Source organism: Xanthomonas sp. WHRI 7065, from assembly GCF_040203115.2.
Classification (GTDB): domain Bacteria; phylum Pseudomonadota; class Gammaproteobacteria; order Xanthomonadales; family Xanthomonadaceae; genus Xanthomonas; species Xanthomonas arboricola.
In genome coordinates this window covers 4,180,715-4,193,415 of the sequence record NZ_CP168194.1, presented here as the reverse complement: position 1 = coordinate 4,193,415, position 12,701 = coordinate 4,180,715, and the positions used below count along the sequence as shown (strand labels likewise).

Genomic DNA, 12,701 nt, shown 5'->3' with positions numbered 1-12,701 from the left:
TTCCCTCATGCGATCTGGGTTGGCAAACGCCAGTTGACGGGTTGGCGCTCGACTACTTCCAACAAGTAGTCGGTCAATTCATCAGCCTGCTCGTCGAATAGGCGGACCATGTCAGCGTGCGGATTGCGGTATCCGTCGAGCTTGTCCGGCGCTTCAAGTAGATTGCGGATCACGGCCTGAAGTGCGGTGCCGTCATCGTCGAGAGGAATGATATTGCCGTTCTGACCGTCCACGATGTCTTCAATCACGCCGCCCGCGTCGGTTGCAATGACCCATACATCGCGGATCAGGGCCTCCCTGACGGACAGACCAAAGCTTTCTTTCCACTGTGTTGGGAATAGGAGGACATCGATGCTGCCAAAGAAATCATCGATAGTCTGCTGAGTGTAGGCTGGGACAGCCTTGAATACCCCTGGTACCTTCCAGTTGGATTCGAAGATGGAGCGCCGGCCCAGGTTCAGCTCATTATCCACTACGTGAAGCTCGTAGTTGGTGTGGCTGAGCCCCTGAAGTGCCTTCTTGATCAACGGGCTTCCCTTGATTGGGCCCTCCCCGCCAACAAATCCGAACCTGATCTTCCGGGTACTCGGCGCGGAACGATTAGGCATCACCTTCGGCTTGGCGATGCCATTCTTGTTGACGCGCAGTCGAGACGGATCGAAGCCATTGTCGGCATAGATCCCTGCAAAGAACTGACTGGGCGACAGCAGCAACGCCGCTCCAGTAAGCACTTCATGCAACCGGTGCTGGCGGTACGGGTTCATCGCAGGATGCGGAACGCAGGTCTTACAGACGTCCAAGTCGACCTTGCGCTGGTAGCAGTACTGACCCTTGTCATTGACCATGAACTGCCGTGCGCAGATCCACCACGCATCATGCAGCGTGACAACGAATGGCACGCCTTCGGCCTGGCAGACCTCAGCGATCTGGATACCGATGCCCTGGATAGAGTGGATGTGCACTACATCTGGGCGCCAGGCACGTAGAACTTCGCGGAAGCAACCCGTGGGATAGGGGTTGTCGAACTGCAGTGCAGGATCATTCTCGTGAGGTAGGCCCATGGCAAACACTTCGCCGGCACTGGACTGGTATCGCACTACTTTGTACGCATGCACATCGGTGGTGGGAAGCGTTGTGAATGTTGCATACTCAGCCCGCCCATCGGCATTGATGATGCGTTCCATTTGCTCAGCGACAATCGTCGCCCCACCGAAACTCCGCGGCTCGAAAAAGATGTTCACGCCCAGAATACGAGGGCGCGGGCGCGGTGCGACTGCGAGGGACTGAAGCCAGGGTTCCAGGCGGTGCACGGCGACGGCTTGCGGAATGTAGTCTTCTTCCACGTGCAGACGCGCGGCTTCGCCGATCTGGCGTCGCAGGCCCGGACTTTCGACAAGCGCCATCAGGCACATTTCCCACTCGGCTTCGGACCCGGCCAGCATGCCTGTCACGCCATGCTCGATGGTCTCCTGATACTCCACCGTCGGCGTGCACACGCTGGGGATGGACAAGATTCCAGCTTCCAGATATTTGATGTTCGACTTCGTGTCATTGAACGTCGTGCGTTCAAGTGGCGCAATGTTGATCTGGCACTTGGCGAGACGGCGCATGTACGTCGAGTAATCAGATGGCGGCAGCCTCTCGATCTGGGCATCAAGCTCCTTGAACTCAGGAGGTAGGTTCAGATGACCGATGATTGTCAGGCGAACATCGTAGCGCTTGCGCAAGATTCGAAGGATGGCGGGGGCCGCGACGCGGAAATCCGAGTCGTGTGCTTTCGAGCCAGAGCCGTATACGATGCGCAGGAGTCCATCTCCCCTCGGCGGCGCAGAGGCGATCTCTTCTGCGGCACGCAAGGTCTCGATGTCCAGCGCATTCTCAACTACCCAAGTGTCTTCCGCGCCAGCAGTACGCATTGCGTCTGCCATTGCGGTCGTGGATGCGATGCACCCATCGCAGGCAAGCATCGCCTTCCTGTATAGAGGTACGCCTTCCAGAATTCCCTTGCGTACCGCAGGTGGTAAATCATTGATATTGCTGTTGTTGAGATAATGTTCTAGATCGAAGATGAGGTCATCGACTTCCCAGAAGGTGCGCACCCCCATCGAACGTGCCAGCGCAATGGTTTCCATCTGATCTGGATAACCGGGAACACGATAGAACACCGCCACGTTGTGCGTGGCAAGCAGGTCGCGGGTGCATACATTGTCGACCCAATTGACGATGGTGCAGTCGTATCCCAGCCCCTCGATCATCTGCTGCTTTTGCAACACACGATACTTGAGACATTGCGCGATGCCCATTTCGGCAACGAGAAGTACGCGCGTTCGTTGTGAAGTGCTGCCTGGGATTGCGGCGGGCAAAGGGTACTCGGGATTCAACTTCCAACTTCCGCCGCCACCGGCACGGAGCAGCGTCGATGGCTGCCTCAGCTGGTTGCTTATCCGGCGCCCGGCCTCGCGTAGTCCATTCTGCTTCGAGACGCGCAGGGTGGCCTTGGCCAAAATGAAGAGGTTTCTCAATATCCCCCACACTTTTCTCAATACGAGGTGGACGCCGCGCAGTGGCGCGGTCAATCGCCAGGATCGGGAATGTAGCATCGAGCCAATCTGCCCGTGTGCTGCGCGCAGATTGTCGAAAGTAGATTGGGTGGCAAGACCAGATGCTTCCAGCGCGCGGCGAAGTGATGCCACTTTACGCTCAGCCTTGGCCAGCGCTTGCGTTGCGTTGTCGAGTTCGCTGTGCTGGGCACCTAGCGAAGCTTGCAGTTCTGCCAGCTTGTGTCGCTGCTCGGTGAGCAGCAACTGCGCGTCTTCCAACGTCAAGATGGCGGTCTCGTCCTGGACTGACCCCGGAGTAAAGCCTGCACCCACAAGAAGGTCGGCACCTGAAGTGAAAAGCCAGTGCAGGCCATCATCCAGGGCTTGACCGGCCACCACGCTATCGCGAGGAGGAGGTCCTTCCAGGACCACTGCACCCCGTGGGGCCAAGCGCCTGATCCAGTCCATGAGCTGCCAACCGTCACTGATGCGATCCGGTGACAGCAGGATCAGCGCGTTGGCAGGCTGATTGCCTAGCTCATCAGGGTTCTCTACCCTGACGAGAGGCAGGGCAGAGACGGCAGTCTCGCTACGGAGCGCAGTAAACAATGCCGAGCGGGCGTCGCCCGCATCCACCATGTGATCCGGCCGCAAGGACTTCAGCAGCCAGGCCGCGATGTGCTCCGGGGAGGCTGGCTGCTGGAGCGCCGAAGGCACGGCTGGATCAACACGATGCTTCATTAACGATTCCGAATAAAGTGAGGTTAAGACTTTGCTGTCAGGCGGTCAGTGGGAATTGACAAATTGCTCGTAAGCGGAAACGACCGATTCAGTGTCGCCGAACATTCTGATCGATCCATTGTCCATCCAGATTACCTTATTGCAAACCCGGCGAATTTCTTCGTTGGAATGCATCGCCAACACGACGATGTCTGATCGGCCGTGCAGGTCTTGGAGACGCTGTTTTGCCTTTTGCATGAAGCCAGCATCGCCCACGCCCATCACTTCGTCCAGCAGTAGAATCTGCGCATCTACTGCAGTGGAAATGGCGAAGGCCAAGCGGACACGCATGCCACTCGAATACGTGCGGGTGGGCAAGTCGAGGTAATCGCCAAGCTCGCTGAACTCGGCGATGCTGTTCTGCTTCTCGATGATTTCCTGCTTGGTCATGCCCAGCAGCAGCCCGCGAAGGCGGATGTTCTGCCAGCCCGTAGAGTTATCATCCATGCCAAGACTGATGTCGAGCAGGGGTACCACCTTACCGTCCAGCCTGACGGTGCCACCCGTCGGCGCATAGATGCCGCCCAGGACCCTCAATAGCGTGGATTTGCCTGCGCCGTTGTGGCCGATGAGACCGATGCGGTCACCGGTCTCCAAACGAACACTGACGTCCTGCAGCGCACGGACGACGATCACGCCGTCATTGCTATCTGCCACTGCATTGGATCGGCCCAGTCGCATTACCTGGCGTTTGAGCGATCGTCCATGCACCTCATAAATAGGCAGGTCGAGACTTACATGATTGAGTTCAATGAATGCCATGAGAAATCCTTACACCCAGTACGAGATACGCTTGTGGTATCGGTTGATCATTACTAACGCAACCAACCAGCCAGCAATCGCCATGACGATAGCCACTGTCCATGTCCGTGCGGATGGAACTTCCCCCAGCAGCGGCTGTCGAACCGCGTTGAGCAGGTAAGCCATCGGATTCAAATTGACGATGAATGAGTACTTCGTGAGCGCTTCGGGCTTGTACATGATCGGAGTAACGTAGAACGCTACCTGCATGACGGCCGCCACTATCTGCGGAAAATCGCGGAAGCGTGCCGAAAGGATGCCCGACAACGTCGCCATCCACGTCGCATTCAAGACCAGCAGCAGGATGCCGGGAATTACGAGCAGAATGGTATCCCAGCGCTTGACTCCAAAAATCGCCAGTAGCAGTACAACAATGACAATGTTGTGGGCGAGGATCAGAAGGTTACGCCACGGCACCTGAAGGATGTAGATGAACTTGGGTGTCGCCACCTGGCGGATATAGGACGCATTGGCAATGAATGCATTGCTGCCTTCCTGGACAGTGCTGGTGAACATTCCCCACATGACTAGGCTGATCGCAAGGTAGGGAAGATACTCACTGAGTTTCTGTCCAAACAGGGTGCCGTAAACCATGCCGATGGACGCGATGATCACACCCATGCTAATGGTCAGCCAAAATGGGCCAACCCGCGAGCGGGCGTAACGCTGCCGGATTTCAAGCCAACCGAGCAGCGTCCAGAGGCGCCATGACAGAAGGCTGCGCCTCAGATCGGATATTGCTTCATTCATTATTGGTTCTCATGGATTCAAGGTACCCGCGATGCCTCGCGGCAGTACGGGCGATAAGAGGCTCAGCGTCCGAGGGCCGCATCGAGCTCGCGGCGGAGATCTGCCAGGTCTTCGACACCAACCGACAGCCGGATCAGGTTGTCCGTGATCCCAAGACGCTTCCGCTGGGCCGGGGGAATGGAGGCGTGGGTCATGACGGCGGGCAGCTCGATCAGGCTCTCCACCCCGCCCAGCGATTCGGCCAGCGCGAACAGTTCGCACCTTTCTAGCATCCGATGCGCCTTCGCCTTGCCGCCCTTCACCCGCATCGAAATGATGCCGCCAAAGCCGTCCATTTGGCGCTTGGCCAGGGCGTGCTGCGGATGACTCTGGAGACCAGGATAAATAACGGATTCGACTCGATTTTCGCGCTCAAGCCATCGAGCCAGCTCAAGCGCACTTTCGTTGTGCGTTCGCATGCGAAGGTGCAGCGTCTTGAGTCCGCGTAGTGCGAGAAACGAATCAAATGGTCCGGCAACCGATCCGATAGAGTTCTGTAGGAAAGCCATCTGCTCCGCGAGTGCGTCGTTCGCCGCCACCACGATACCCCCGACCATATCGGAGTGACCGTTGAGGTATTTTGTTGCGGAATGCAGGACTAGATCAGCGCCGTATTCCAGCGGCCGCTGGATCATGGGCGAGCAGAATGTATTGTCCACCACCAAGAGCAGGCCGTGCTTTCTAGCGAACTCCCCAAGCTTCTGAAGATCGACGACCTTCAGCAAGGGGTTAGTGGGCGTTTCGGCCCAAATCATTCGTGTATTGGGGCGGAGCGCGGACCGGATTGCGTCAAGATCATTCAGATCCGCATAGGTGAACTGCAGTCCCGCCGAACGTTGGCGAACCCGCTCGAACAGTCGGTAGGTTCCTCCATACAAATCGTCCATTGCGATCACGTGGTCCCCGGTGTCCAGCAATTCAAGCACCGTGGAAGCAGCACCCAGTCCGGAACCGAAAGCGAAGCCGGCCTTGCCCCCTTCCAGACTAGCAACGCACGCCTCGTAGGCGCTTCGTGTCGGATTCTGGGTGCGCGAGTACTCGTAGCCCTTATGCTCGCCCGGACTTGTCTGCACGTAAGTCGAGGTGGCGTAGATAGGGGTCATGATCGCGCCGGTCGAGGGATCGGGCGTCTGACCTGCATGAATGGCTCGGGTACCAAGCCCAAGCGGATGCGGGATTTTTGCCATCGGGATACAACCTAGACCAAGGGATGGGCATTCTAGGGCAAGCTCAGCCCCGCCGCGTCAGCTTGGTTCAGCTTTTCGGCGCGCTAGTGGATAGTATGCGGGGCTTGTTAAGGCGGGGCGGGGGCGCTTACCCGTCCATCTGCTATTCAACGTCTTGTCCTGAGGAGTGCCCTCGGCGCCCGCCCGCGTGCCCTGATATGCGAAGAGGATAAAGATATGACCCGCCGGAAGGCGCTCTGACCCCTGCCGTAGTAGGGATGATCCTACTCACAATAGCCGTGCTGGCATGCGGCCAAGTTCTGTTCCAGCAGGCTTCTGGTCAATTGTCGTTTTCCCGGCCTGCCAGCCTGATCTCCTGGACACTTTTTTGTCTCTCGGCCTATGGCATTGCGACGTTGCTGTGGCTGGCTGCGCTGTCTCGCGTTCCTTTATCCGCAGCATTTCCGTTCTACGGTTGACACTCTCTACTTGTGCCGTTATTCGCGTATTGGCTCCTGCATGAGCCAATTCGCCCGCAGGTTTGGCTTGGAGGCGGGGTCGTCATGCTAGGTGTATTGATCGCTTCATGGGGGCAGTGACTAACGGTTGAGAGGGCTGATATAACATCTTCAACACTTGAGTGATGGCGAAATCATCTGCATGTCGCGTCGTACAGAGGCTCTCACCGCGCTGTAGAAGCCCATCGAATCTATGGTCTCGCCAGTGAAGCCCCGCCAACGGGAGGACGTCACGTATCGGTGATTAGCACCTTCAATGGCATCTTTTACGCGATCGAGCAGATACCGCTTCTTCGAATTGCTCAACGTTGTCCGGGCGGTCTTGCCTCGAAGGATGCCCCCACCCCTTCTGCCGCTTCATGAGGCGCGCTACGTCGTAGCGCGCGACCTTGACCCGCCCGCGTCGGATTTGCACCAAGCTTGCGCACATCGTGGACCTTGAAATTCTCGTCACATCCGCGTTTGCTCTGCGCCATCAACGGTTCCTCGGTCTTCTCTTGCTTACAGGATGACTGGGCATTAGGCGGTCCACTAGATACAGCTGGCGTCCCTGCCAACCTTGAATATACCTGGAAGCGTCCATGTATCTATCAATGAGCCGGGATAGAAGAAGACTGCGCATGGCGATCGTCTGCCATGCGTCGTAACACAGAGCGGCTTGGCTTCAAGCAAGCGCAGCCTCCAGCTCCGGCAGCAGGGTGAACAAATCCCCCACCAACCCGATGTCGGCAATCTCGAAGATCGGCGACTCCGGGTCCTTGTTGATCGCCACGATCGTGCCGGCGTCCTTGATGCCGGTCAGATGCTGGATCGCCCCGCTGATGCCGATCGCCACGTACAGCTCGGGCGCGATGATCTTGCCGGTCTGGCCGACCTGCAGCTCGTTCGGTACGTAGCCGGCGTCCACAGCGGCGCGCGAGGCGCCCACGGCGGCGCCGAGTTTGTCGGCCAGGCTGTAGATGTGCTGGAAGTTCTCGGCCGAACCGACGCCGCGGCCGCCGGAGACCACGCGCTTGGCGCTCTGCAGGTCCGGGCGATCGGAGCTGCCTGCGGCCAGGCCAACGAACCGGGTGTGGGTCGGCAGCACGGCATCCACAGCGACGGACTCGATTGCTGCACTGCCACCGGCTGCCGCTTCCGGCCAGGAGGCGCTGCGCACGGTGGCGACCACGACCTGGTCGGCCGGCGCTTTCACCGTGATGATCGCGTTGCCGGCGTAGATCGGGCGCTTGAAGGTGTAGGCATCTTCGACCGCCATCAGGTCGGAGACCTGGTTGACGCCTAGCAGCGCGGCCACGACCGGCATCAGATCCTTGCCGAACGTGGTCGAGGGGCCGAACACGTGGGTGTAGCCCTGGCCGGTGAGCTGGGCGATCTGCGGCCCCAGCACCTGCGCGATGGCGTGTTCATTGGCGGCGTTTGCCACTGTCAGCACGCGAGCAACACCCGCCAGCTGTGCGGCCTGGGCCGCAACCGCGGCCGGATCGGCCGCCAGCACGACGATGTCGATGGACTCGGCCGACACCGCCAGCGCGGCGCTGAGGGTCTTGGCGGTGGCCGCGTTAAGTTGGCCGTTGAGATGTTCGGCAACGATGAGAACCTTGGCCATTACAGCAACCCCTTCTGCTTGAGTGCGGCCACCAGCTCGGCGGCGTCCTTGACCATCACGCCGCGGCTGCGCTTGGACGGCGGCGCGTTGTGGGTAGTGGCCAGGCTGTCGTGCGCATCGACGCCGAGATCGGCAAAGGCCAGCGTTTCCAGCGGCTTGCTCTTGGCCTTCATGATGTCCGGCAGCTTGATGAAGCGTGGCTCGTTCAAGCGTAAATCGGTGGTGACCACTGCCGGCAGGTCCACTTCCAGCGTCTCCAGGCCGGCGTCGACTTCGCGGGTCACCGTGGCCTTGCCATCGGCGACCACCAGCTTGCCGGCGAAGGTTGCCTGCGGGCGGCCCCACAGAGTGGCCAGCATCTGGCCGGTCTGATTGGCGTCGTCGTCGATCGCCTGCTTGCCCAGGATGACCAAGTCCGGCTGTTCCTTCTCGACCAGCTTGAGCAGGGTGCGCGCGGCGGTCAGCGGCTGGATGGCCGCGTCGGTGACCACGTGGATGGCGCGGTTGGCGCCCATGGCCAGGCCATTGCGCAGATGCGCCGCAGCATCTGCCGGTGCCAGGGTGGCGACCACCACCTCGGTGGCGATGCCGGCGTCGCGCAGGCGCAACGCCTCTTCCAGGGCGATTTCGTCGAACGGGTTCGGTGAAAGCTTGACGCCGTCGGTGACCACACCGGAGCCATCGGGCTTGACCTGAATGCGGACGTTGTAGTCCACCACGCGCTTGTAGGCGACGAGGATTTTCATCGTGTACGAGATCCTTCAGCTGTTGCGGGAAGGCCCGGCCGCGGCGGCAGGCTCGGGAGTGGGGCCATTCTAACCGGGCGGGATGCACCATGCGATGGCGTATGGATGCTGCGGCGCAACACTTGCGCGTATCGTTTGGGCAGTGCTTAGGCCCCGGCATTGCTCCGGCCGTATATCCTGTGTGGTTTATAAAAAACGCAGCGCAGTGCGCGCGACCAGGAGGGGTAGATAGTGGCGACTTGGCTAGTGACCGGCGGGGCCGGTTTTATCGGCGGAAATTTTGTTCTCGAGGCAGTCGCGCGCGGCATCCGCGTGATCAATCTCGACGCGCTCACCTATGCGGGAAACCTGAACACGCTGGCGTCGCTGGAGGGCAATGCCGACCATGTCTTCGTCAAGGGCGACATCGGCGACGGCGCGCTCGTGACCCGTCTGCTGCAGGAACATCAGCCGGACGCAGTGCTGAACTTCGCTGCCGAAAGCCATGTGGATCGCTCGATCGAAGGCCCTGGCGCGTTCGTCCAGACCAACGTCGTCGGCACCCTGGCCTTGCTTGAGGCCGTACGCGACTACTGGAAGGCGCTGCCGGATGCGCGTCGCGAGGCCTTCCGGTTCCTGCATGTGTCCACCGACGAGGTCTATGGCACGCTGGGCGAGACCGGCAAGTTCACCGAGACCACGCCGTATGCGCCCAATTCTCCGTACTCGGCGTCCAAGGCCGCCTCGGATCACCTGGTGCGCGCGTTCCACCACACCTACGGGCTGCCGGTACTGACCACCAACTGCTCGAACAACTACGGCCCATACCATTTCCCGGAAAAGCTCATTCCGCTGGTGATCGCCAAGGCGCTGGCCGGCGAGCCGTTGCCGGTGTACGGCGATGGCAAGCAGGTGCGCGACTGGTTGTTCGTCAGCGACCACTGCGAGGCAATCCGCACCGTGCTGGCCAACGGCAAGGTCGGCGAGACCTACAACGTGGGCGGCAACTCCGAGCGCCAGAACATCGAGGTCGTGCAGGCGATCTGCGCGCTGCTGGATCAGCACCGCCCGCGTGAGGATGGCAAGCCGCGCGCGAGCCAGATCACCTATGTCACCGATCGCCCCGGACACGATCGTCGCTACGCGATCGATGCCTCCAAGTTGAAGAGCGAGCTGGGTTGGGAGCCGGCGTATACCTTCGAGCAAGGCATCGCGCAGACGGTGGAGTGGTACCTGACCAACCAGACCTGGGTGCAGGGCGTGCTGGATGGCAGCTATCGGCTGGAACGGATCGGCGCCGCGGCCTAACGCGAGCCCTTAGCAAGAGCCCGCGCATGTATGCGTGTGCGGGCCTCCAACAGGACATCCCTGATGACACAACGTAAAGGCATCATTCTGGCCGGCGGCTCCGGCACGCGCCTGTACCCGATCACCAAAGGCGTCAGCAAGCAGCTGCTGCCGGTGTACGACAAGCCGATGATCTATTACCCGCTGAGCGTGCTGATGCTCGCGGGTATCCGCGACATCCTGATCATCAATACGCCGCACGAGCAGGCGCTGTTCCAGTCGCTGCTGGGCGATGGTTCCCAGTGGGGCGTCAATATCCAGTATGCCGTGCAGCCCAGCCCTGACGGCCTGGCGCAGGCCTATCTGATCGGTCGCGAGTTCGTCGACGGCAAGCCGAGTTGCCTGGTGTTGGGCGACAATATCTTCCACGGGCATGGTCTGACCGATACCTTGCGCCGCGCCGATGCGCGTGAGCAGGGTGCAACCGTCTTCGGTTACTGGGTCAACGACCCGGAGCGCTATGGTGTTGCCGAATTCGATCAGCAAGGCAAGGTCATCGACATTGCCGAAAAGCCGAAAAAGCCCCGCTCCAACTACGCGGTCACCGGCTTGTATTTCTATGACGGCAAGGCCAGCGACTACGCGGCTGCATTGAAGCCCTCGCCGCGCGGCGAGCTGGAGATCACCGATCTCAATCGCTGCTATCTCGATGCCGGCGACCTGCACCTGGAGCCGCTGGGGCGCGGGTATGCATGGCTGGATACCGGTACGCATCAGTCATTGCACGAAGCGGCCAATTTCATCGAGACCATCCAGATGCGCCAGGGCCTGCAGGTGTGCTGCCCTGAAGAAATCGCATTTGGTCAGGGCTGGATCGATGCGGAGCAGCTGGAGCGCCTGGCGGCGCCGTTGTTGAAGAATGACTATGGCAGGTATCTGCACGAATTGGCCGTACGAGGAGTAGTGCCTTGAAAGTGATCGAAACGCGTCTACCTGGTTGCGTCGTCATCGAGCCGGCAGTGTTCGGCGATGCGCGCGGCTATTTCTTCGAAACATGGAATGCCGAACGCTTCGGTCAGCACGGCTTGCCGACCCAATTCGTGCAGAGCAACGTGTCCACCTCCGCCAAGGGCGTGCTGCGTGGCCTGCACTACCAATGGCCGCGTCCGCAGGGCAAGTTGGTCAGCGTGCTAGAGGGCGAGGTCTATGACGTCGCCGTCGATGTGCGTCACGGCTCGCCCAACTTCGGTCAATGGGCGGCGGTGGTGCTGAGCGCGGAGAACAAGAAGCAGTTCTGGATTCCGGAAGGCTTCGCGCACGGCTTTGCGGTGTTGTCCGAACGTGCAGTGTTCAGTTACCTGTGCACCGACGTCTATGTCAAGGAAGCCGATGCCGGCGTGCGCTGGGACGACGCTGCAATCGGGATCGATTGGCCGATCAGCGATCCGTTGCTGTCTGCCAAGGATGCCGACGCGCCGTTCCTGGGTGACGTGGCGGTCGATCGCTTGCCGGTGTTTACCCCGTGACCACATTGGTCTTTGGGGCGAACGGGCAGGTCGGCACCGAGCTGTTGCGCGCACTGGCAGCCGATGGTGCAGTACAGGCCACCACGCGCAGCGGGCAGTTGCCTGATGGCAGTGCCTGCGAGGTGGCGGACTTCGACGCACCGCAGACGCTGACGTCCTTGCTGGACCGGATCGGCCCGAGCCGCGTCGTCAATGCCGCCGCCTATACCGCAGTGGATCGCGCCGAGCAGGACCGTGACGGCGCATTGCGCGCCAATGCGACCTCGCCCGGCGTCATCGCGGCATGGTGTGCATCCAACAACGTACCGCTGGTGCACTACTCGACCGATTACGTCTTCGACGGTCAGGGAACCGCGCCGTATCCGGAGGATGCGCACACCTCGCCGCTGGGCGTGTATGGCGAGACCAAGCTTGCTGGCGAGGAGGCGATCCGTGCTTCGGGCGCGCAGCATCTGATCCTGCGCACGGCATGGGTGTATGCCGCGCACGGCGCAAATTTCCTGCGCACCATGTTGCGTGTCGGTGCCGAGCGCGATGAGCTGCGGGTGGTGGCCGATCAGGTCGGAACACCGACACCCGCTGCCCTGATTGCCGATGTCACTGCGCAGTTGCTGCGCCAACGCACACCCGACACGTCGGGTACCTGGCACCTCACGGCTGCAGGGCAGACCAGCTGGCATGGTTTTGCCGAGGCGATCTTCCAGCAAGCTGTCAGCGCAGGCCTGTTGTCGCGCGCACCGCGCGTGGTACCGATCACGACCGCCGACTATCCGACGCCCGCAAAGCGGCCGGCGTACTCGCGGCTGTCGATCGACAAGCTGCAGCGAGATTTCGACATCGTGTTGCCGGACTGGCAGCTCGGCCTGCAGCGCGTGATTGCCGAAATCGCCGCTGCCAGACAGTAAATCGGCGACTCCGGGCGGTGGCGATAGTTCCGCCGATCCATGCAGGCCGCAAAAA

At 60.5% G+C, this 12,701-nt stretch carries 10 protein-coding genes; 4 read left to right on the top strand and 6 right to left on the bottom strand.

Features of this window, described 5'->3' with window-relative positions:
- Positions 1-5: 5 nt before the first annotated feature.
- The 6 genes from ABQY64_RS17360 to ABQY64_RS17335 all read right to left on the bottom strand — a co-directional run bounded on the left by ABQY64_RS17360 (position 6) and on the right by ABQY64_RS17335 (position 8,949).
- On the bottom strand, positions 6-3,281 hold the full coding sequence (locus tag ABQY64_RS17360) for a glycosyltransferase (RefSeq protein WP_349780651.1): 3,276 nt from the start codon (positions 3,279-3,281) through the stop codon (positions 6-8).
- A gap of 45 nt (positions 3,282-3,326) precedes the next feature.
- Positions 3,327-4,082, bottom strand: coding sequence for an ABC transporter ATP-binding protein (locus ABQY64_RS17355; RefSeq protein WP_119131791.1), 756 nt, complete (start codon positions 4,080-4,082; stop codon positions 3,327-3,329).
- A gap of 9 nt (positions 4,083-4,091) precedes the next feature.
- Positions 4,092-4,871: an ABC transporter permease gene (locus ABQY64_RS17350; RefSeq protein WP_197944233.1), complete on the bottom strand. Its 780-nt coding sequence runs from the start codon at positions 4,869-4,871 to the stop codon at positions 4,092-4,094.
- Between the two features lie 62 nt (positions 4,872-4,933).
- Positions 4,934-6,097 carry a PLP-dependent aspartate aminotransferase family protein gene (locus ABQY64_RS17345; RefSeq protein ID WP_349780650.1) on the bottom strand — a complete coding sequence of 388 codons (1,164 nt, stop codon included), beginning with the start codon at positions 6,095-6,097 and terminating at the stop codon, positions 4,934-4,936.
- Positions 6,098-7,258: 1,161 nt separating this feature from the next.
- On the bottom strand, positions 7,259-8,203 hold the full coding sequence (locus ABQY64_RS17340; protein WP_349780649.1) for an electron transfer flavoprotein subunit alpha/FixB family protein: 945 nt from the start codon (positions 8,201-8,203) through the stop codon (positions 7,259-7,261).
- Positions 8,203-8,949 carry an electron transfer flavoprotein subunit beta/FixA family protein gene (locus ABQY64_RS17335; protein WP_349780648.1) on the bottom strand — a complete coding sequence of 249 codons (747 nt, stop codon included), beginning with the start codon at positions 8,947-8,949 and terminating at the stop codon, positions 8,203-8,205. Before ABQY64_RS17335 ends, ABQY64_RS17340 begins: the two co-directional genes overlap by 1 nt.
- Before the next feature lie 231 nt (positions 8,950-9,180).
- Here ABQY64_RS17335 and rfbB point away from each other — a divergent pair, with 231 nt between their 5' ends.
- From rfbB to rfbD, 4 genes are all read left to right on the top strand, one after another.
- Positions 9,181-10,236 carry a dTDP-glucose 4,6-dehydratase gene (rfbB, locus tag ABQY64_RS17330; protein WP_349780647.1) on the top strand — a complete coding sequence of 352 codons (1,056 nt, stop codon included), beginning with the start codon at positions 9,181-9,183 and terminating at the stop codon, positions 10,234-10,236.
- Positions 10,237-10,299: 63 nt separating this feature from the next.
- Entirely contained in the window at positions 10,300-11,187 is an 888-nt protein-coding gene (gene rfbA / locus ABQY64_RS17325; protein ID WP_349780646.1) for a glucose-1-phosphate thymidylyltransferase RfbA, read from the top strand.
- Complete coding sequence (gene rfbC / locus ABQY64_RS17320; RefSeq protein ID WP_016903935.1) at positions 11,184-11,741, top strand: dTDP-4-dehydrorhamnose 3,5-epimerase; 558 nt, start codon at positions 11,184-11,186, stop codon at positions 11,739-11,741. The genes rfbA and rfbC overlap by 4 nt, the downstream gene beginning before the upstream one ends.
- Positions 11,738-12,646 carry a dTDP-4-dehydrorhamnose reductase gene (gene rfbD / locus ABQY64_RS17315; RefSeq protein ID WP_349780645.1) on the top strand — a complete coding sequence of 303 codons (909 nt, stop codon included), beginning with the start codon at positions 11,738-11,740 and terminating at the stop codon, positions 12,644-12,646. Before rfbC ends, rfbD begins: the two co-directional genes overlap by 4 nt.
- Positions 12,647-12,701 lie beyond the last annotated feature (55 nt).